This is a genomic window from Streptomyces sp. NPDC093089 (assembly GCF_044754405.1).
Taxonomy (GTDB): Bacteria; Actinomycetota; Actinomycetes; order Streptomycetales; family Streptomycetaceae; genus Streptomyces.
On the sequence record NZ_JBIVPA010000008.1, the window covers coordinates 1 to 18670 of the forward strand.

An 18670-nucleotide genomic window follows, 5' to 3' on the forward strand; every position below is an offset into this window, starting at 1 on the left:
AACCAGGGCCGGGTGAACTACGGCCAGGGCATCCACGACCGCAAGGGCCTCCTCGGCAAGGTCCTCCTCGACGGCGTCGAACCGACGGCCTGGACGAACCGCCCGCTCCCGCTCGCCGCTCTGGAGGACATCCCCTTCACGGCCACCGCGACGACACCCGTCGGCCCCACCTTCCACCGCGGCACCTTCGAGGTGACCGACCCCGCCGACACCTTCCTCCACCTCGACGGCTGGACCAAGGGCAACGCCTGGGTCAACGGCTTCCCGCTCGGCCGCTTCTGGTCCCGCGGCCCGCAGCGATCCCTGTACGTCCCCGCCCCCGTCCTGCGCGCCGGTACGAACGAGATCGTCGTCCTGGAACTCCACGCCGGCCCCCGTACCCGCACCGTCGACTTCCGCGACGCGCCCGACCTCGGCCCCACCGAGGAGTAGGAGCACCCGGTAACACCGTGCCCGCCACGGATCCATAGGGTGGCCCCATGTCTGCCACCTTGCGCTCCACGAAAGCCACCGCCGCACTCCGCACAGCGGCTCGCGTGTCCGCCGAGTCGCTGCTGGTCCTGCTGATGGCCGGGGTGACCCTATGGATCCTGGGACACATGTGGTCGGTGGTGTGGCCCCTCGTCGTCGGCCTGTTCCTCACGACCCTGACGTGGCCGCTGACCCGCTTCCTGCGGCGGCACGGCTGGCCTCCGGCCCTGGCCGCAGGAGCGGTCACGGTCTCGTTCCTCCTGCTCGTCGCCGGCGTCCTCGCGCTCATCGCGGTGCCGGTCGCGTCCCAGTCCGGGGAGCTCTCCAAGGGCGTGATCGAGGGGATCGGGCGGTTGCGCGGATGGGCGGCCGGACCGCCGCTGAACATCGGTGACGACCAGATCTCCGGCGCCCTCGACACGGCCATGGCCCGCCTCCAGGACAGCGTCGGCAGCATGGTCACCGCGGTCGCGACCGGCGTGGGCACGGTGTTCAACGGCGTCGTCACCGCCTTCCTGGCCCTCTTCCTGATGTTCTTCTTCCTCAAGGACGGCCCCCGCTTCCTGCCGTGGCTCGCCCGCCAGCTCCCCGGGCGCCTCGCCGTCGACCTCCCCATCATGGCGGAGCGCAGCTGGAACACCCTGGGCGCCTTCGTCCGCAGTCAGGCCTTCGTCGGCCTCCTCGACGCCGTCTTCATCGGCCTCGGCCTGTGGTTCCTCGACGTCCCGCTCGTCCTCCCCCTCGCGGTACTGACCTTCGTCTCCGCCTTCGTCCCCATCATCGGCGCCCTCTTCGCCGGCCTGGTCGCCGTCCTCATCGCCCTCGTCTCGAACGGCGTCACGGACGCCCTGATCGTCCTCGCCCTCATCATCGTGGTCCAACAGCTGGAGGGAAACGTCTTCCAACCCATGATCCAAAGCCGCGGCCTCGGCCTCCACGCCGCCGTCGTCCTCCTCGCCGTCACCCTCGGAGGCAGCCTCGCCGGCATCGTCGGCAGCCTCCTCGCCGTCCCCTCCGCCGCCATCCTCGCCGTCATCTGGAACTACCTCCGCGACCAACTCACCGACGACGACACCCCCACCCCGACCCCCGACGAAGCCCCCATCCCATCCCCGACCCCCGCCCCCACCACGTCATGAACGACACCGAACCGCCGACACTCTGAACAGGGGCACCCGCCCCCCTCCCCCGGAACTCCTTCCGCCGACCCGGACCATCGTTGATGATGTCCCCGTGACCCAACGCATCAACGCCCTGATCTCGGCCCTCGGCGTCCTCGCCAGCACATTCCTGCTCGTCCATGCCCTACGCGAGTACCGCTCCGGGGCATCGCCCCTATGGCTCCTGGTCGGCGCTGCGATCCTCCTCAGCTCCCTGTACTCGCTCGCGCGAGACGTGCGGCGCCGCCGCACGGGGCCGACGACCTGACACACAACGCCGGTTCCGACCGCGTCGGCCCAGGGGGTGTCTCTTTGAGGCGTCAGAAGGGTTCGTCAGGTCAGCCCGTGGACGATGAGCCGGTTCCGCTCCCCGTCAAAGATGTTGGCCAGGACGTCGGCCTCCTGCCGGTGCCCGCCAAAAAGACCACGCTGGTCGACGTGCACGATCAGGGCGTCGTGGCTGTCGATCACCTCGGAGACACCCCGGGTCTCGATCGTGTCCGACCACGCGTCCAGGTTCCGGCCGAACCACTCCGGCAGCCCACACGGCTCGCTCACCGCGTCCCAGAAGTCGTTGAGTGACTCGATCGGCCGACCCCGCAGGTCAACGACCAGTTCGCTGTCCGTCATCGCATCAGACTAACCACAGCCCCACCACAAGAATCACCGCTCAAAAGACGGGCTCTAGCCCCTCGGCGTAGGCCCGAAGGCGGGTGGTTGCTCGTTGTCACCGGCGGGACCGGTGTCGCCGGGCTTCCATGCCGGGTCGTAGGCGCAGGGCACGCTGGCGCCGCCGGTGAAGTAGTTCCGGTCCGGGTACCAGGTGAAGGACATGCGCTCGGCGCCGTCGTCGCGCTGGACGAACAGCGACCAGTCCTGGCCCTGTTCGCCTTCGCGGTAGGACGAGATCTTCCAGTCGTTGTCCTTGAAGTGCTGGTGCAGTCGGCGGAGGCCGGGGATCGCCTGGGTGGCCGGGACGCGGTCCAGTGCCCAGTGGTGGTTCATCGAGTAGGCGCCGTCGATCGTCTTGTCCTCCAGCCCGAGCAGACCGCCGTCGTAGCAGAAGCTGGAGCCGAGCGTGTTCTCGGTGCTGACGCCGATGTCCTCGACGCCGGGCTCGATGGTGCGGGTGAACCCCAGGACGTCGTAGGCCTCATGAGAGCGCTGGAGTGCGCGGTTCGCCATCTCCTCGGGCGCGACGCGGGGGAAGTCCGTGGAACCCCAGGCGAGGGTGACGACCAGAGCCAGTACGCCGAGCAGCGCGGCGCCTCCGCATCCAAGGGTTGCCCGGAGGCAGGAGGAGGCCTCGGGCTTGGTGGCGTCGAGGGCGGGGAGGCTTGGCATGGTCTCGTCGGGCATACGAGGACCCTAGGCGAGCCGGGTGGCGCGGCGGATGGGTGCGGTTGCCGGGGTCGGGGTGAGTACGCGTACTCACTTGGCTGCCGGGTGCAGATTGCCGGGTGCCTGCTGCCTGCTGCCTGCTGCCTGCTGCCTGCTGCCTGCTGCCTGCTGCCACGGTTGTCCGGACGAACCGCGACCCGCGGCCTGAGGCCCGAGGCCTGGCCCCTCAACAGCGAAGCCCGGCGCTTCCCTCGTCGAGGGGAGCGCCGGGCCGATCAGCTGGATCCGCTGGATCCGCTGGATCCGTCAAAGCGTCAGTTCGGCGCCTGAACGATCTTGTTCGTCGTGGTGCCGTCCTCGTCCTGGGGTTCCGCCGCCGGGGGCATCTCCGGAGTGGGCGGGGTACGGACCAGTAGGGCGACCAGTACGGTCAGGGCGCCGAGGACGGCGCCGATGCCGAAGCCCCAGCGGATGCCGGTGGCGAGGGCGCTGGTGGCGTCGGCGCCTTCGGTCAGGGCCGTGGCGGCGTGTCCGGACATGACGCTGATGACGAGGGCGGTGCCCGCGGCGGCGGCGACCTGCTGGAGGGAGCCGAGGATGGCGGAGCCGTGGGGGTAGAGGTGCGGGGGCAGGACGGAGAGACCGGAGGTGAAGACGGGGGTGAAGACGAAGGCCATGCCCGCGCTCAGGGCCACGTGGAGGACGAGCACCACCCAGGGCGAGGTCTCTTCGCCCGTGAAGGCGAACAGGGCGAGGCAGAGCGCCGTGACGACGGCTCCGGGCACGACCAGACGCGGCGCGCCGAATCGGTCGTAGAGCTTGCCGACCTGGGGTCCGAGGAGGCCCATGGTGAGGCCGCCGGGGATGAGGAGGAGACCGGTCTGCAGTGAGGTCAGGCCGCGCACCTCCTGGAGGTAGATCGGCAGGAGGATGAACGCGCCCATGAGGCCCATGAAGGAGAGGCACATCAGACCCAGCGCCACGGAGAAGTGGCGGAAGGTCAGGGCGCGCAGGTCGAGCAGCGGAGTGGACGAGCGCTGCAGGGCAAGCTGCCGCCAGACGAACAGACCGACCAGCAGCGCGCCGGCCGCGGTCATGACCGACGGGGGCACGGGGCCGTGGGCCGCGTTCCCGGCGCCGAGGTCGCTCAGGCCGTAGACGAGGGCGCCGAAGCCCGCCGCCGCGAGGGGGACGGACAGCCAGTCGATCGGGCCGGCCTGCGGCTCGCCGATGTTCACCAGCTCACGCCATCCGAATACGGCCATGGCGCCCGCGATGGGCAGGACGGCGAGGAACAGCAGGCGCCAGGTCCCCAGCTGCAGCAGCACGCCGGAGGCCGCGGGGCCGAGCGCGGGTGCGACGGAGATGACGAGCGTGATGTTGCCCATGACCCGGCCGCGGTCGTGCGGGGGTACGAGGGTCATCAGCGTCGTCATCAGCAGCGGCATCATGACGGCGGTGCCGCTGGCCTGGATAACGCGGGCGGCGAGCAGCACGGAGAAAGCGGGCGCGGCCGCGGCCAGGGCCGTACCGGCGAGGAACAGCGCCATCGCCAGGCCGAACGCCGTCCGCGTGGTCACGCGCTGGAGGAACCATCCCGTCACCGGGATGACCACGGCCATGGTGAGCATGAAGGAAGTGGACAGCCATCCTGCGGCTGCCGCCGTGACCTCGAACTCGCGCATGAGCCGCGGGATCGCGTTGACCATGATCGTCTCGTTGAGCAGGACGACGAACGTGGACAGCACGAGGATCCGCAACACGGCGGTGACTCGCGCGGGCGCGAGCGTGGGGGTTGAGTCTGGAGCGAGCATGGCGCCTTCCGTCATGTGAGTGTCCTCCGCACGTGGCGGGTCACCCTGACAGACCGCGGACCCGGGAAGAACTCATCGATGTTCTCCCATCCTGTCGGTGCCGTCGTCGAGGCTCAAATCATTTTGCCGAACGGACGGACGAAGCATCGCCGATGAGCCAACTACCTTTCTGATCTGGCCAGTCCGGCCGTGCAGCCCCCATCCTCCGTCTCAGCCCCCTCACAGACACACGTCCTGCCCGTGAGGTCGTCACGGGCAGGACGACGCGCCTTCAGCGGGTCGGGGTCAGCACGTGACCCAGTAGCCCGGTGAGGTCTCCTTGATGGTGCTGGTGGTGAAGAGGTTCCACAGGCCGAGATTCTGGTTCGAGCCGTTGGCGTAGGTGTAGCCGCCGGTCTGGTGGGCGCGGCCGGCCTGCGTGTGGGCGTAGTTGTCGGCCGTCACGCATGTCGGGGCGGCGCCGGTGGTGGTGGCGGTGACGGGTCCGGACTTGGCGCCGACCGCACCGGCGGCGTCGACGGCCGCCACCGTGTAGCTGTACGTGGTGCCGGCGGCCAAGCCGCCGTCCGTGAAGGTGACGCCCGTGACCGGGGTGGCGTTGACCTTGGTCCCGTCACGGTAGACGTTGTACGAAGCCGCACCCGGGACCGCGTTCCAGGCCAGCGAGGCGCTGCCGGCGGTCGTACCGGTCGCCGCCAGCCCCGTCGGGGCGGGCAGGGTGGCCGGGGTGTCGGTGGTGCCCGCGCCGAGGGCCTTGGCCATGTTCATCACGGCCGTCATCTGCGGGCCGCTCTTCTGCGCGTAGTCGGCCGACTTGTATCCCCACCAGTCCCAGCAGCCACGCGGGTTGCCGGTCATGGTGGTGGCCTGCGGGTAGAGGACGATCATGTTGTTCGTATCGGCGTACTCGTTGAGGTAGCCCTTGTCCATGAGGGCGTTTCCGACCAGGCCGTAGTACTGGTAGCAGCCGTGGAGGGTGACCATCAGCTTGCACGAGGCACCGCTCTGGCAGGACTGCGGGACGTAGGCGAAGCCCTCGTTGCCCATGCTGATCGCGCTGGGGCTGCCGCCGGGGGCGTAGGCGCTCTGGTCGAACCGGACCAGCCTGCCCGTCAGGGCGGAGGTGCTCGCGGGGGCGACGCTGCCGAACAGGTGGGTCAGCATGTCCTTCACCGGGTCGCCACCGCAGTTGTTGATGTACGGCGAGTCGGTGGAGGAACAGGCATTGGGGCCGAGCGGGCTGACCCAGGCGTGGCCCGAGGACGACGTGTTGTCGTAGACCACGTCCGCGCCGAAGTCGCGGTAGTACGTGGCGAGGTCGTCGTTCACCGGAGCCTTGACCGTGGTGTCGTTGGTCCCGTGGAACAGCCACACCTTGTCACCCGCCAGGTTGGCGACCGGGTCGAGCTTGCCGGCCGCCGCCCGGTCCCGGGTCAGCTGCTCCAGCTGCGCGGGCGTCTTGCGCGCCATGAAGGTGTCCATGCACCCGTACAAGGCCGTGTTGAGGTTGTTCTGGGCGCAGTCGTACGGGCCCGCCGAGAAGATGCCCGCACCGTTGAAGACGTCGGAGTACGCGACGTGCATCTGGTTGGCCATGAACCCGCCGGACGAGAGCCCGCTCACGTAGGTCGAGCTGATGTCGTACCGCTGGAGCGGGCCCGTGGTCGGCGCCGGGACGGCGGCGGTCGCGCCGCCCACCGCCGTCGCGGCGATTCCGAAGGCCGCGAGAGCGGCCACGAGGAGCTTCCTGATCTTCATTCGCATCTCCAGATGGGGGGTGAGATGCCGCCATCCTGAGGAGAACAGGCCAGCCCCGCCCACATGTCGTCCCACCACTTCCGGCGGTCGAACTGTGGCGTGCATTGCCATAGAACGGGTGGTTCGTACGAGCGGTTCGTACGGGCTACCGGGCGCGGCGGCCTGCGTTGCCTCGGCTGGAGCGGCTGCGCGGGGGGCGCTGACTGCGGCGGACGGCGGCGGCGTCGTCGGGCCCGGCCGTCTGCTCGGAGGAGAAGGTGACCTGGACGGGGGCCGGTGGCGGCGTCCTGGGCGCGGGAGTCGTGCGACCGGCCGGACCGGTGGCACCGGACAGAACAGTGGTGTGGGTGATGTGCGGGGCGCAGCTCTGGCAGATTTCGGCGAGGGTCCACACGTCGCCCGCGGCGCGGTTGTGGATGAGGAGCAGCATGGTCCGGCCCGCGCACGTCGCCCTGGCCGTGTGGTACCGGCACTCGACCGCGGCGCAGGCGCAGGTCGTGTGGGGGCGGGGGACGGCGAGGCGCGCGTGGGCCTGGACGTGCTGGTGGGCGAAGTGACGCAGGGCGTTGATGTCCCTGGACCGGGGCGGCATACGACATGCCGTGGTGCTGCAGGACACCGTGGCGGAGCGGTCGGGGTGCCCGGTGAGGCGGACGGTCCACGTTCTGCCCGTCGGGCGCTGTCCGGGAGGGTTCACTTCGCGTTTCCATTCGATCGACAGGTTCGGTGCTTCATGCTTCCATCTCTACCCACCCGTGCGCCGCACTGCTGCCCCGCGAGGCGCGCTTTGTGGCCGGATGCCGACCTTGTCCTGGGAGGGGCCGGACCCGATGGGGTCGACGTCCCGGGCTGTCGCCACGTGACCATGGGGACCGCCACCCGTGGCACACGGCAGAGTAGCTCCATGACCGGGTGGCGGGCGCACCCCCTCCGCACCCGGCCGCCAGGTGGACACCGCCGCCGACCGGCGGCGGATCCGCACCGGGCCGACGAACGCAGGCCCCCGACCGATCCGGCGGTGCTGCTCGGCATTCTTGTCACAGCGGCGGATCGCCGCCTGTCCTGAGGGAGCCGTCATGACCGAACGCGATCTGATGTTGAACGAACTGGCCCAAGGGCTGCGCCCGATGTCGCAGGGCCTCGAATGGTTCGACGGACTGGGGCCGGAGGCGCAGTCGGAGACGCTGGTGTTCCTGCGCCACCACTGCGTCCAGGCGCGTGCCGTCACCGAAGACGGCCCGGAGAGCATCCGCCGTGCGGGGCTGCGCCCGACGCATACGCCTGCCGTGCTCCTCACCCGTGGCCGGATCGACCACCAACTCGGGAAGATCGCCGGGCTCACCCCTCCCGACGAACGACGCAAGGCGTTCCGGCTGCTCGTCGCGGTACTCGCCGTCGCCGACGCACGACGCCGGGATCGCTACTGCTCCGGCGGGTGCACGCACTGGTGGCACCAGCTCCCCGCCTCTGATGGCTGAATCACTGCGCCCGCAACGAAAGGAGGTCAGTGGCTGCGGGGCGCGTACATGATCACGGCCATACCCGCGAGGCACACGAGGGCGCCGATGACGTCGTAGCGATCGGGGCGGTAGCCGTCGGCGACCATGCCCCAGGCGATCGATCCGGCTACGAAGATCCCGCCGTACGCGGCGAGGATGCGCCCGAAGTTGGCGTCGGACTGGAGGGTAGCCACGACCCCGTACAGGCCGAGGGCGGTGACACCGGCGCCGATCCAGATCCATCCCTTGTGCTCGCGGATGCCCTGCCACACCAGCCAGGCGCCGCCGATCTCGAAGAGGGCGGCGACGACGAACAGGGCGAGGGAACGAGCGACGGTCATAGTGGCTGACCCTACCGGCGGCCAGCGCCGCCGATCTTCAGCGGGTCGAGCGGTGTCCGGCGCCCCCACCCACCCTCACCTGCACGCTTTCTGCGTGCAGGAGCAGGAGCGGTCACGCCGGCCGTACCACCAGGTTCCGGCTGGCGGCCATGGTCAGGAGCCGGGGTCAGCAGCAGGGGCCGCGCTCACCCTCACCCTCCGTCGGCGCCGGCTCGTGCCGCGAGGGCGTCGAGGACCGTCTCGTGTGCCTGGTCCACCGAGATGTCCAGATGGAGCTGATCCCCGCCGGCGGTGAGGGTGAAGGTGAAGAACGAGCAGCAGCCGCTCTCGCGCTCCATCAGGTCGCGGACCTGCTCCTCGACGCCCTGTCCGCCTGTCAGGTCGAGGCGCAGGTGGAGCGGATGCGGCCGGGACCGTGAGGTCAGCCGCTCGGAGAGCAGCGCGTCCCACTCGGCAACCCGCAGGGGTTGGTTCTCGGTGGGCAGGGTGCAGGACTGCGGCACCCACGCGAGATCGTTCACAGGACTCACTCCCGTCGTCGCGTCCGCCGGTGGGAACACCTCCGACGGTAGACCTGTACCCGGGTATCGATTGCAGGCCGGGTGCCGAGTGCAGGCTCAGGTGCCGGGATCAGTTTCCGCAGCACGCGTCCGGGGCGCTGTCGGATCCGATCCGGCTGCGACTGCTGTCTCTGATCGCCTCCCACGAGGGCGGCGAGGCGTGCGTGTGTGACCTCATCGGTCCCTTCGACGTCTCCCAGCCGACGATCTCCCACCATCTGAAGGTGCTGCGGGAGGCCGGACTGGTCGGCTCAGAGCGGCGCGGCACGTGGGTGTACCACTGGGTGCTGCCCGACGCCCTGGCTCAGCTGTCCGCTCTGCTGGAGATTCCCGCCTCGTCCGCGAAGGCGCTCGCGTGAGCGCTCCCGCGTCGCTGGTGCGGTGGGCGACGGTGGAGGCGCTGGGCACGGCCGCGCTGGTCGCGGTGGTGGTCGGCTCCGGGATCCAGGCCACCGAGCTGACCCGGGACGTCGGGACGCAGTTGCTGGCCAACTCCCTGGCGACCGTGTTCGGCCTCGGCGTACTGATCGCCTTGCTCGGCCCCGTGTCGGGGGCGCACTTCAACCACCAGCTTCGCCAACCCTGCCGTCACGATCGGCCGGGCGTTCACCGACACCTTCGCGGGCATCGCCCCCGCGTCCGTGCTGCCGTTCCTCGCCGCCCAACTGCTCGGCTCCGCCGCGGGCCTCGGCCTGGTCGCCGTCTGCTTCGGCCGCCCGGCCACCGCGGGCGAGGGCGAGGTTCCCGTCCCCCGCGGCACGCGGCACCCTGCCGCTCCCACCCCCTCCGCGGAAGGAACCGCCCCGGCCCGATGAACGCCTCCGCCCTTCCCTCCGCCCTTCCCTCCGTGCTGTTCGTCTGCGTGCACAACGCCGGCCGCTCACAGATGGCCGCCGCGTTCCTCAGCCGCCTCGGCGCGGACCGGGTCCAGGTCCGCTCCGCCGGTTCCGCCCCCGCGAGCGCGGTGAACCCGGCCGTGGTGGAAGCCATGCGCGAGGCCGGCATCGACATCGCGACCGAGACCCCGAAGGTCCTCACGACGGAGGCCGTACGGGCATCGGACGTGGTGATCACCATGGGCTGCGGCGACGCCTGCCCTCACTTCCCCGGCAAGCGGTACCTGGACTGGCAGCTGGAGGACCCGGCCGGGCAGGGCGTCGCGGCCGTCCGCCCGATCCGCGACGAGATCGAGCGACGCATCCGCGCCCTGCTCACCGGACTCGGCATCGAGCCCGCCGCGTAAAGGCCGCCGAGGCAGGCGTGCGCATCGCGCCCCGCCCCGCCCCCGTTCAGACCGAGCAGGAGAGCGGCGTCAATGCCTCGACGCCCGCCCTCCCGCGCGTAGTCCCCAGCCGCTCACACCGCGGCCGAGCCGTCGCGCGGCCGGTCGCGATGCGCGCGCCAAGCCGCGAGCGCTTCGGTGCGGCTACCGGCCGGATGCCGGGCATTCCATGCGCGGAGGAAGCGGTTGAGCTCGAACTGGGAGCCGATCTCCTGCGGCTGGGCGGCGGCCTGGCGCGTGGCGTGCCAATGGGCGACGGCGTCGGCCAGGCTGCGGCCGGCGCCCTCGGCCACGAAGGTCCTCATGGAGGCGTCGAAGTGGAAGGCGGGGCCGATCTCGCGGCGGAAGTACTCGCGGAGCACCTGGCTGCATCGCTGACCCTGGGGGATCACGGTGGAACCGTTCACGGGCGCGGCGAGCTGGCGTCCGGCGGGGCGCGCCCGGGGCGGTGGCGGCGGGACGTCGCCGTTCAAGGCGGCCCGCAGCCGCTCGGTGAGCGCGGCCTTCCCGCCGCCGCGCGGCACCCCCAGCTCCCGGGCGAGCACGGTCAGCTCGGCCAGCGTCCAGTACCAGCGGGCCAGCTCGTCCCCGCTCAACGCCGTACTCGGCTCCGGCCGCCGCTCACCACCCACATTCGAACTCATGTCCCCACCATAGGAGAGGCCGCTCCCTCACACGGAGCCGGACCACCGATGGCCGGCATGTACGTCGCTCACGCTGCCGGCGGTGCTGACGCTGTCCTTTGGCGGCGCCAGGACAGGGCCGGTGCCGTCACGGCCAGGGCGAAGAGGACGGCGGCCAGGACGAGGTGCTGGACCGTCTGGCCCTGGGTCAGCGTGTAGAGCCCGCAGACCGTGCCGCCGGCGGCGATGCCGAGTGCGGGGGGCCATCGGTCGGCGCTCAGGCCGGTGACGACGAAGAACGTGGGCATGGCGGCGAGGAACAGGACCCAGCCCTGCGCCCTGTAGCCGTCGGCGGCGACGCAGCCGCCCCTGGACCCGCGCGTGCAGCCACCTTCGACGAACCCCAGCACACCCCAGGTCGCGGCCGCCAGGACGAGGACACCCAGCGGGATCCACCACCTTCGCGACCAGTTCTTCTCGTCGAGCGACCACCTGTCCCTCGAACGCCAGCCGTCCATGCGCCCCACCCCCGTGTCGATGACCGCGAGAATCATAGGGCGCGACCGTTGACCGACCGTTGCACGGATACGGAAACGGGGGCGGGTGCGGATACGGGGGCGGGTGCGGATACGGGTTCCCGCACCCGCTCAGAACATGGTGTTGTCGTTCTTGGACGTGGGCGGGACGACCTGGAGGACGTCCCAGTGCTCGACGATCCTGCCGTCCGCGTCGAACCGGAAGATGTCGATGCCCGCGTACTCCTCGTCGGGCCAGACCTGGAGGCAGTGCAGTACGACGTGATCGGCCTCGGCGAAGGCGCGCTTGAATTCGACGCGCTTGCCCGGGTACTCGGCGGCCATGCGCTCGAAGTAGTCGACGAACGCCTGCTTGCCGTCGCCGACATGCGGATTGTGCTGGATGTACGTGTCGCCGACGTACCGGTCGACGGCCTCGGCGGGGCGGCATTCGTTGAACATCAGGTCGTAGAACGCCTTGGCCGTGGCCTTGTTCTTCTCCGGGTTGCTCATGGTGTCACCGTAGGGCGGGCGGCACCCGACAGCCCGTACCGCAGCGCCGGAAAGCCGGACCGAGGACAACGGGAGCCGAACGAACAGGCCCGCTCTCGGGTGCGAGGGCGGGCCGTTGCCGCGGGCCGTGCGCGGGGGCACGTACACGCGGGGCTTCCGAACGAAGAAGCGGTCGAGCTGTCAAACGGTCAAACGGTTACTGCTGCCTGGCGTGGCCGCAGGTCAGTGGGCGCCGAGGTAGGCGAACTCCGCACCCTCTTCCCAGCCGCTGTCCGAGCACGAACCGGTGAAGATGGTGCCGTACACGGAGGGAACGCCGCTCACCGAGCAGTGCGACGTGAAGCCGGCGCCGCCCTCGGAGAAGCCCCCGATTCCGACGCCGTCGTGGGCGAGCGCGGCACCGGCGCCACCCAGCAGGATGCCAACGGCCAGGACAGACGCGGCCAGAGAACGCATAGCTACTCCTCGATATCTCCGAATGACGTGCCAGGAAGTGCTCGTCGCGCGGTCAAACGCGGCACGGTGGCGCGGGATACGGCGTCTCACTCCAATGCCGGACAGCCGATCACGGGGGTTCGGAGAGCGCAGAAACGATGCTCTCCAGTGCCCCGTTGGGAATCGCCCTCACCTCGGTGACCTGGCGTTTGTCACTCTCTTGCCGCTGCCCGCCCACGAGGGTTCGTACGTCTCCGAACCGGCGGCCGGCGGTCGGCGGCCGGCGGTCGACACGCGCGTGGCCGGGCCGGCATCGCATCACGCGGCCGGCCCGGCCACTTTCGGAACTGTCCACGCCGCGCCGAGGTCGGTTCAGGAGGCACGTCGGGCGTGGACGGTGCTGACTCTGCGATCAGTTGGCGTTCACGAGCTCGTGCGCGGGGACGGTGACGGTGCGCGCGCCGGGGGTGCCGCCGAGGACGACCTTGCGGAGGGCGCTGTTGTTGTCGAGGTTGGTTTCCTTGAGGCGCTTGGCGGGGTTGGCGAGGACCTGGATGTAGTAGGTGCCGTTGGGGAGGTCGGTGATGTCGAAGGACTGGCCCGGGAGGTCCTGGGTGTAGGTGTCGCCGGAGCCGACGTCGAGGACCTCACGGACGGAGATGGAGTTCTCCTGGCCGCAGGCGGTGGACAGGTCGGTGTTGAAGGGGTGCCAGTTGGCGTTCTTCACCGTGTAGTCGACGGCGTCGGTGTTGGCCAGGCAGAAGGCTTCCTTGCCGCTGCGGACGGCTTCCTTCTGGTCGGCCTTGAGGAGCCGGTAGCTGGCGAAGTCGGTGAAGTGCCAGTGCACGTGGCCGGGGCGCGGGTCCCATTCCATGGTGCCGGTCGGGGTGTAGCCGACCTGCTTGCCGTTGGCGTCGTAGAAGTACTGGTAGGCGTCCATCTTGTCCTTGCCGGGCGAGCGGAAGCCGTCGACGACGAGCTGGGCCGGGCCGGCGTTCCACACGTTGGCGCTGAACGCGAGGTAGTCCTTGCCGGGGACGTTCTGGCCGCCGTCGCTGATGGTGATGCCGTAGGCCGGCAGCGACCGCAGGTCGGGCTTGGGAACGTTCGGGACGGACGGGGTCCCGGTGGGGCGCTTGGCCTGCGGGGTGAGGGCGGGCGCCTGCCGCGAGCCGTCGGTCTGACCGGCGGTGTCACCGGCCTGCATCCCGGCGCGCGCGGCCTGCTGCTTCTTCACCGCCCACGGCACCGCCGGCGGCGCGGCCTTCAGCGGGCCGTGGCCGACGTTGTACGAGGGACCCGCGCCGCTCGTGTCCGGCGCGGCGGCCTGGGCGGGAGTCGGCGCGTGCCCCGGGCCGTGCCCGGCGTGGCCGGCCGGGGCCTGGTGCGCGCCGCCGTGCCCGGCGTGCGCTCCGGCGGCGGCCGATCGGGCGCCCTCGGTGCCGCGGCCCTCCTCCCAGCTGCGCTCCTGCACGGTGAGCTTCACGGTCGCGGGCTTGTCGGCGATCCCCAGGAGGTCCCGGTACTTCTTGGCGACCCCGACCCGGGCCGTGTACGTGCCGGCGGCGAGCTTCACCGGCTGGGTGTAGGAACCGCCGTAGGTGTTGGCGGCCCACCCCTTCTCGACGCCCCAGACGGAGCCGAGGGTGAACGGGTTGGTCGGGCAGCTCTCCGGATACTTCGAGGTGGAGGGCGCGTCGGGCCGGACCCGGCCGCTGGCGTTGTTCGGGCAGAAGCTCTCCGACCGGCTGACGACCTTCTTGCCGTCCTTGTCGGTGATGGTGATCTCCGCGAAGCCCGGGAGCCCGGAGAAGTCCTTCACGGTGCCCACGGGCAGCGACTTCGCCTTGGCCTTTCCGCCCTCGAACACGGTCTGCGTGATGGTCACCGGGTCCTTGTACGACTTCCGGGTCACCTTGAACTCAAGGGGCGTCCCCTCCGCCGTCAGGTACGTCCCCAGGTCGAGGTACACACCCGGTTCCTCCTTCCAGGAGGTGAGCGTGACGGAGTCGGTCGCCGCGATGAGGCTCAGCTTGGGGCTCGCCGCGGCCTTCGCCTGCTCCGGTGCGGCGGTCATGAAGCCGACCGTCACGGCCATGGCTGCGACGGCCGTGGTGCCGGCGAGCAGCGGACGCCGCAGCCGGGTGGTGCGCGTGGTGGTCATCGTTCCCTCGTTCTCCGGGTGCTGTGACAAGGAAGCGGACAGCGGGCGGCCCGACCCGACGGGTCGGGAGATGCGTCCGACCGGTGCGGTGGGAGGCACTCGCTGCGCCCGTGCGGTGAGAGGAGGAGATGCGATGCCGGGTTGTCCGGAGAGCCGAGATCATCAGGATGTTGGCCGAATGACGCCCCTGTGGACGAAAACAGACGGTTGACGCCGACGGCTCCCCTAGTACTCCAGCCGCCCGACATCGCCCCAGGTCAGACACCATAGTCCTGCTGGAGTACTAGCCGGCGACCCGAGGAGCCCGTCGCACCCGTGCCGCCACCGTCTCCCTCAGCAGCAGTACGGCTGCGGCCGGCGCCGACGGCCCGGACGGCCGCGTCGCCAACGACGCGCCCGCGCGACGCACCGCGTCGAGCCGGAGGTGCTGCACACCCAGCAGTGCCCGCATGAAGGGCCGGTACGAGGAGTCCACCACGCCCGCGAGCGGGGCAGCCGCCGCCAGGTCGGCGGCGGCCCGGCCCGCCTGCTCCTCGACGAGCCTTCCCAGTGCGGCGCCGGGCCGCGTGAGGTCCGCGCCGTGGCGTTCCACCGCGTCGACGGGGACACCGGACCGGCCCGCCCGGACGTCCTCGGGCAGATCCTCCAGGAAGTCGATGCGCTGCATGGCCCGCATGAGCCGATGGCAGCCGTCCTCGAACTCCGCCCTCGCCGACGCGTCCGAGGGCGCGACGAGGCAGGCCGTGAGCATCAGCGCGGGCAGGCAGTACTCCCGTACGTACTGCTCCAACTCCTCGTCGTCCGCGATGCTCCGCCACGCGACCTCGCGCTCGCAGCCCCGCAGGAACTCGTCCACGTAACCGCGCACGTCCGGGTTCCGTTCGGCCGTCCGCACCAGGCAACGCAGCACGGAAAGCCCGGAGTCACCCTCCGCGAAGGCCTTCCCGACGAGCCCTGCCCACTCCCCCAGCGCGGCAGCCCGCTCCTCCGGCTCCCCGCGGTCGATCCGGTCATCGGTGTCGTGCATGAACGCGACCGCGGCCACGACGTGCGGCAGCACCCCGGCCGGAAGCAGCAGCCGCGCTGCCGCGTACTCAGCCGTCCTGTACCTCCGCACCGCCCGCCGCTGCTCCGTGTACTCCCGCCTCAGCCGCGGCTCCCTCACCTCGGCCCGGTCCAGGGCCCGCTTCCACATGCCGATCTCCCGTCGTCGTCGGCTGCGAGCCTACGGGCGCCCGCTCCCGGGGCCCGGGGGGCCCGGCACGCTTACACGGCAAGGCCTGCCCACCGCACGTTCCAGGCGGCGATGGCCGGTTGCCCGTCCTCTGTTGCCAAGACGGGCTGCGGCATGGCGCTTTGCGGGACCTGAACGCGATGATCGGATCCGGCGCGTCCGGCACGCACGACGCACGAAGGCGAACGACGTACGGCCTGCTGGGCTGAAGGGTGGGGAACGGTTCGGTGACGAGGTTCGAGACGGAGAGTCTGGCGCTGATGCCCGGTCAGAGGGTGCGGGCTCGGGTTCGCAGCCATCACCCGTGGGTTGAGCCCGGGCGGAGACGCCCTGGTACTCGATTCGCGGAGCAATGACGGGCCGGGGAGCCACACGGTCATCTCCCACCGGCAGTGCCTGGCCGAGCGCATCCGCCCGGAGAACTCCGGAGGGAGAGCACGCGCGTTGCGGATCGGGAGGATGCTCTCGGACCACGAGATTTGATGGCGGAGCCCCCTCCGCCGGACGGGAGGAGGGCCAGAGGCCATCGCGGTTCAGGTGCCCGCGCAGGCTGCTGCCGGGCCGTTCCCCGGAGGGGATGCTCCGATGCCGATGCCGATGCCGATGGAGGTGGAGATGGAGATGGAGATGTTGGTGCCGCTGCCGTGTCAGTCTCGGCAGCCGTACGCCGTGGTCAGTTCCGCGAGTCCCTCCAGGCCGCCGTCCGTGCCGCAGCCGCCGTCCAGACGGGCGAGCAGGAGTACTCGGGCAGGAATGCCGGCGGCCGCGTAGGCGGTGAGGCGGTGGTGGCCGTCCAGGATCGCGCCGATGAGCCAGCGTTCTTCGTGTTCGGCCTCCACGTAGCGGTCGTCGATCCAGCCGAGGGCCACGACGGCGGGGCGGGCGCCGGTCGTGAGGGCGGAGGTGTGGCGGGCGATGGTTGCGGGGTCGAGTGACTCGGGCGGCTGGGAGGGCAGGAGGGCGCCGTAGGTGAGGGGGATACGGCTGCCGGGGACGGGCGCGGTGAGTTGGAAGTGTGTGACGCCCGGCCAGTAGTGCTCGAGGGGGTCGTCGGCGGTGTCGGCGGCTTCGGCATCGTCGGCGACGTCGTCCGTGCGGGCCGCCGTGCGGCGGTACCACCAGGACTGGGCGGGATCGGTGACGCGTTCCAGGGGGAGGTCGAGGAGGAGGGCGCGGTAGTGGCCGGTCTCCAGCTCGGCGAGTACGGGGATCCATTCGGCGAGCAGGGCGGCGTCGAGCCGGTGGAGGTCGGTCAGGCGCTCGCGCATGCGGGCTGCGAGGCGGGGCGTGGTCTCGTCCGGCCAGCCGAGGAGTGACAGGGCGAGTTCGCAGGTGTCGCAGGTCGAGCCGAGCCAGTACAGCGGCCGACGGTCGACGGTCAGGGAGCGGTCCCAGCGGGGCCAGGAGGAGCCGGGGGACGGCGGGTCGAAGTCGACGCGGATCCGGCCGGCTCCCCCGTCCACGGAGAAGCGGGCCTGCGTGCCGGACTCGATGACGAGGTCGCGTACCGCTCCGGGCCCGGGCTCGGGACGGCCGTCGGACCAGGCGGCGCGGACGGCTGCCGCGTACACCTCGCCCCTGGCGAGTTCCGGGAGGAGGGGGTCGTGTCCGGTGAGGCGGACGAGAGCGTGGTGGACGTCGTACACCCGCTGTTCGCCGGTCTCGGCGAGCCATCGCAGCAGGTGCGGTACGGCGGTGGGGTCGCCCATCAGCTCCAGTGCGACGGCGAACGCGGTGTGGTCGAGCCCGGTCGCCTCGTGCAGTCGTGTGGCGATCGGTTCGGTCCAGTCGCGTGCGCCGAGACGTCCCAGGGCTAGTGCGGCGCGGCCGCGCGGGGCGGAGGGGTCCGCGAGGAGGGCGCCGAGGCGGGGTGCGAAGGACTGGTCACCGGAGAGGCCCATGGCGTCGACGAGTTCGGCGGTGAGCGCGTCGCCGGAACGCACGCCGCCGCGCCCCTCGGGGCCCGGGGCATCCGGCAGGTACGTGCGGAGCAGCTCGGCGGGCAGGCGCAGGCCGCGCGTCACGGCGGTGCTCAGCAGGTCCTGGCGGTCGTCGGGGCCGAGTGCGGGGTCGGCGAGGAGGCGCAGGAGCACCGCGTCACCGGGTGCGCCGAGGCTTCGGAGGAGCCAGGTGAGGTAGCGGCGGGAGGCGGACCGGTCGGGGTCCGATCGGTACGCCTCCTCGACCGCCTCGGCGAGACGCTCGGACTGGTCGGTGTGGCGTGCGTGCGGTGTGTGCGTTACCTGAGGCGTATCCGGTGTGTGCGGTGCGTGCAGTGCGTGCAGTGTGTGCAGTGCGGTCCACGGGTCGTCGGCGCGCAGGGCTGCGCGGAGACGTTCCCGGACGTTGTCGTGATCCCCCATGGGGGCAGTATCGGCCACGAGGGTTACTGGGCCCGACCGGTCCGGTCGGGCGACCCCCGCCCCCCGACCGCCGGACGCGGCCGCGCGCCGCCGACGGAGGTCGGCAGCGCGCACTGTGTGGATGTGTGCGTGGGGGGGGGTGGGGGGTGTGGCGGCCGGGTTGCTCGGTCAGAGGCCGTAGGCCTTGACGACGCGGCGGGCTTGGGCGAAGAGCATGCCCACGTTGACCGACTTGCGGCAGACGACGACGGCGACGACGTCCTGGCTTTCGGTCATGCGGATGAACAGATGGGTGAGGTTGGCGCTGTTGACGAGGATTTCCTGGAAGTAGTGCTGGTCGTTGTCGATGCCGCGGCGCTCTTTGAACACGTCCTCGATGAGGACCACGGTGCGGCCCTGGAACAGGTCAAGGGTGGCGCCGGCGAGGAGGTCGAGGACCTCCGGGGGGTGGCTGTCGACGGTCTCGTAGGAGAGGAGCATGCCGGTGCCCATGTCGACGACGCCGGCGGCGACGCAGTCGGGGGCTTCGGCGCGCAGCTCCTTCACGAGTCCCTGGATGGCGTCGGCGAATCCCTGCGTGGCGGGTTTTGTCGCCAT

21 protein-coding genes and 1 pseudogene are annotated in these 18670 nt (G+C 70.9%); 7 read left to right on the forward strand and 15 right to left on the reverse strand.

Annotation, left to right across the window (positions count from 1 at the left end; all coding sequences use genetic code 11):
* The 3 genes and pseudogenes from ACIQFX_RS19430 to ACIQFX_RS19440 form a co-directional block, all read left to right on the forward strand.
* Nucleotides 1–432 (forward strand): annotated as a pseudogene (locus ACIQFX_RS19430) (beta-galactosidase); the annotation flags it as partial.
* Nucleotides 433–479: 47 nt separating this feature from the next.
* Entirely contained in the window at nt 480–1610 is a 1131-nt protein-coding gene (locus ACIQFX_RS19435) for an AI-2E family transporter (RefSeq protein WP_402464655.1), read from the forward strand.
* 94 nt (nt 1611–1704) lie between these two features.
* Nucleotides 1705–1899 (forward strand): hypothetical protein, encoded by a 195-nt coding sequence (locus tag ACIQFX_RS19440; protein WP_402464657.1) that lies wholly within the window; start codon nt 1705–1707, stop codon nt 1897–1899.
* A 65-nt stretch (nt 1900–1964) separates the two neighbouring features.
* On the opposite strand, the gene ACIQFX_RS19445 is transcribed toward ACIQFX_RS19440, so the two are convergent.
* From ACIQFX_RS19445 to ACIQFX_RS19465, 5 genes are all read right to left on the reverse strand, one after another.
* On the reverse strand, nt 1965–2261 hold the full coding sequence (locus ACIQFX_RS19445) for a barstar family protein (RefSeq protein WP_402464659.1): 297 nt from the start codon (nt 2259–2261) through the stop codon (nt 1965–1967).
* Nucleotides 2262–2315: 54 nt separating this feature from the next.
* Nucleotides 2316–2990, reverse strand: coding sequence for a hypothetical protein (locus tag ACIQFX_RS19450; RefSeq protein WP_402464661.1), 675 nt, complete (start codon nt 2988–2990; stop codon nt 2316–2318).
* A 296-nt stretch (nt 2991–3286) separates the two neighbouring features.
* A complete protein-coding gene (locus ACIQFX_RS19455) occupies nt 3287–4801 on the reverse strand; it encodes a DHA2 family efflux MFS transporter permease subunit (protein WP_402464663.1) in 1515 nt (504 codons plus the stop codon).
* Nucleotides 4802–5071: 270 nt separating this feature from the next.
* A complete protein-coding gene (locus ACIQFX_RS19460; RefSeq protein ID WP_402464665.1) occupies nt 5072–6544 on the reverse strand; it encodes a fibronectin type III domain-containing protein in 1473 nt (490 codons plus the stop codon).
* 145 nt (nt 6545–6689) lie between these two features.
* Complete coding sequence (locus tag ACIQFX_RS19465) at nt 6690–7136, reverse strand: hypothetical protein (RefSeq protein ID WP_402464667.1); 447 nt, start codon at nt 7134–7136, stop codon at nt 6690–6692.
* 484 nt (nt 7137–7620) lie between these two features.
* On the opposite strand from ACIQFX_RS19465, the gene ACIQFX_RS19470 reads away from it, so the two are divergent.
* A complete protein-coding gene (locus tag ACIQFX_RS19470) occupies nt 7621–8022 on the forward strand; it encodes a DUF5958 family protein (RefSeq protein WP_402464669.1) in 402 nt (133 codons plus the stop codon).
* Between the two features lie 26 nt (nt 8023–8048).
* Here the strand turns inward: ACIQFX_RS19470 and ACIQFX_RS19475 are convergent, their stop codons facing one another.
* Together ACIQFX_RS19475 and ACIQFX_RS19480 are read right to left on the reverse strand one after the other, a co-directional pair.
* The gene (locus ACIQFX_RS19475) at nt 8049–8384 is read right to left on the reverse strand and encodes a YnfA family protein (RefSeq protein WP_402464671.1); all 336 of its coding nucleotides are present in this window, start codon (nt 8382–8384) and stop codon (nt 8049–8051) included.
* Between the two features lie 191 nt (nt 8385–8575).
* Nucleotides 8576–8905, reverse strand: a complete 330-nt coding sequence (locus tag ACIQFX_RS19480) for a hypothetical protein (protein WP_402464673.1) — start codon at nt 8903–8905, stop codon at nt 8576–8578.
* Between the two features lie 137 nt (nt 8906–9042).
* Here ACIQFX_RS19480 and ACIQFX_RS19485 point away from each other — a divergent pair, with 137 nt between their 5' ends.
* From ACIQFX_RS19485 to ACIQFX_RS19495, 3 genes are all read left to right on the forward strand, one after another.
* A complete protein-coding gene (locus tag ACIQFX_RS19485; RefSeq protein ID WP_402465598.1) occupies nt 9043–9303 on the forward strand; it encodes an ArsR/SmtB family transcription factor in 261 nt (86 codons plus the stop codon).
* A 282-nt stretch (nt 9304–9585) separates the two neighbouring features.
* Nucleotides 9586–9759 (forward strand): hypothetical protein, encoded by a 174-nt coding sequence (locus ACIQFX_RS19490; protein ID WP_402464675.1) that lies wholly within the window; start codon nt 9586–9588, stop codon nt 9757–9759.
* Complete coding sequence (locus ACIQFX_RS19495) at nt 9756–10187, forward strand: arsenate reductase ArsC (protein WP_402464677.1); 432 nt, start codon at nt 9756–9758, stop codon at nt 10185–10187. The genes ACIQFX_RS19490 and ACIQFX_RS19495 overlap by 4 nt, the downstream gene beginning before the upstream one ends.
* Nucleotides 10188–10300: 113 nt before the next feature.
* Here the strand turns inward: ACIQFX_RS19495 and ACIQFX_RS19500 are convergent, their stop codons facing one another.
* The 8 genes from ACIQFX_RS19500 to ACIQFX_RS19535 form a co-directional block, all read right to left on the reverse strand.
* Nucleotides 10301–10870, reverse strand: coding sequence for a DUF6434 domain-containing protein (locus ACIQFX_RS19500; RefSeq protein WP_402464679.1), 570 nt, complete (start codon nt 10868–10870; stop codon nt 10301–10303).
* Between the two features lie 68 nt (nt 10871–10938).
* Nucleotides 10939–11403, reverse strand: a complete 465-nt coding sequence (locus ACIQFX_RS19505) for a hypothetical protein (protein ID WP_402464681.1) — start codon at nt 11401–11403, stop codon at nt 10939–10941.
* A 93-nt stretch (nt 11404–11496) separates the two neighbouring features.
* Complete coding sequence (locus tag ACIQFX_RS19510) at nt 11497–11877, reverse strand: nuclear transport factor 2 family protein (RefSeq protein ID WP_402464683.1); 381 nt, start codon at nt 11875–11877, stop codon at nt 11497–11499.
* 222 nt (nt 11878–12099) lie between these two features.
* On the reverse strand, nt 12100–12333 hold the full coding sequence (locus ACIQFX_RS19515) for a hypothetical protein (protein WP_402464685.1): 234 nt from the start codon (nt 12331–12333) through the stop codon (nt 12100–12102).
* 391 nt (nt 12334–12724) lie between these two features.
* Nucleotides 12725–14476, reverse strand: a complete 1752-nt coding sequence (locus ACIQFX_RS19520; protein ID WP_402464687.1) for a lysyl oxidase family protein — start codon at nt 14474–14476, stop codon at nt 12725–12727.
* 283 nt (nt 14477–14759) lie between these two features.
* Nucleotides 14760–15671 (reverse strand): squalene/phytoene synthase family protein, encoded by a 912-nt coding sequence (locus ACIQFX_RS19525; RefSeq protein ID WP_402464689.1) that lies wholly within the window; start codon nt 15669–15671, stop codon nt 14760–14762.
* A gap of 686 nt (nt 15672–16357) precedes the next feature.
* Nucleotides 16358–18073, reverse strand: coding sequence for a hypothetical protein (locus ACIQFX_RS19530; RefSeq protein ID WP_402464691.1), 1716 nt, complete (start codon nt 18071–18073; stop codon nt 16358–16360).
* Nucleotides 18074–18241: 168 nt separating this feature from the next.
* Entirely contained in the window at nt 18242–18670 is a 429-nt protein-coding gene (locus tag ACIQFX_RS19535; protein ID WP_402464693.1) for a hypothetical protein, read from the reverse strand.

Bases quoted from the DNA above. Each gene is read 5' to 3' on its own strand.
- ACIQFX_RS19445 (WP_402464659.1), bottom strand. From the start codon at position 2,261: ATGACGGACAGCGAACTGGTCGTTGACCTGCGGGGTCGGCCGATCGAG.
- ACIQFX_RS19435 (WP_402464655.1), top strand. From the start codon at position 480: ATGTCTGCCACCTTGCGCTCCACGAAAGCCACCGCCGCACTCCGCACA.
- ACIQFX_RS19465 (WP_402464667.1), bottom strand. From the start codon at position 7,136: ATGCCGCCCCGGTCCAGGGACATCAACGCCCTGCGTCACTTCGCCCAC.
- ACIQFX_RS19525 (WP_402464689.1), bottom strand. From the start codon at position 15,671: ATGTGGAAGCGGGCCCTGGACCGGGCCGAGGTGAGGGAGCCGCGGCTG.
- ACIQFX_RS19500 (WP_402464679.1), bottom strand. From the start codon at position 10,870: ATGAGTTCGAATGTGGGTGGTGAGCGGCGGCCGGAGCCGAGTACGGCG.
- ACIQFX_RS19520 (WP_402464687.1), bottom strand. From the start codon at position 14,476: ATGACCACCACGCGCACCACCCGGCTGCGGCGTCCGCTGCTCGCCGGC.
- ACIQFX_RS19455 (WP_402464663.1), bottom strand. From the start codon at position 4,801: ATGACGGAAGGCGCCATGCTCGCTCCAGACTCAACCCCCACGCTCGCG.
- ACIQFX_RS19475 (WP_402464671.1), bottom strand. From the start codon at position 8,384: ATGACCGTCGCTCGTTCCCTCGCCCTGTTCGTCGTCGCCGCCCTCTTC.
- ACIQFX_RS19460 (WP_402464665.1), bottom strand. From the start codon at position 6,544: ATGAAGATCAGGAAGCTCCTCGTGGCCGCTCTCGCGGCCTTCGGAATC.
- ACIQFX_RS19515 (WP_402464685.1), bottom strand. From the start codon at position 12,333: ATGCGTTCTCTGGCCGCGTCTGTCCTGGCCGTTGGCATCCTGCTGGGT.
- ACIQFX_RS19510 (WP_402464683.1), bottom strand. From the start codon at position 11,877: ATGAGCAACCCGGAGAAGAACAAGGCCACGGCCAAGGCGTTCTACGAC.
- ACIQFX_RS19535 (WP_402464693.1), bottom strand. From the start codon at position 18,670: ATGGCGACAAAACCCGCCACGCAGGGATTCGCCGACGCCATCCAGGGA.
- ACIQFX_RS19505 (WP_402464681.1), bottom strand. From the start codon at position 11,403: ATGATTCTCGCGGTCATCGACACGGGGGTGGGGCGCATGGACGGCTGG.
- ACIQFX_RS19470 (WP_402464669.1), top strand. From the start codon at position 7,621: ATGACCGAACGCGATCTGATGTTGAACGAACTGGCCCAAGGGCTGCGC.
- ACIQFX_RS19495 (WP_402464677.1), top strand. From the start codon at position 9,756: ATGAACGCCTCCGCCCTTCCCTCCGCCCTTCCCTCCGTGCTGTTCGTC.
- ACIQFX_RS19450 (WP_402464661.1), bottom strand. From the start codon at position 2,990: ATGCCCGACGAGACCATGCCAAGCCTCCCCGCCCTCGACGCCACCAAG.
- ACIQFX_RS19530 (WP_402464691.1), bottom strand. From the start codon at position 18,073: ATGGGGGATCACGACAACGTCCGGGAACGTCTCCGCGCAGCCCTGCGC.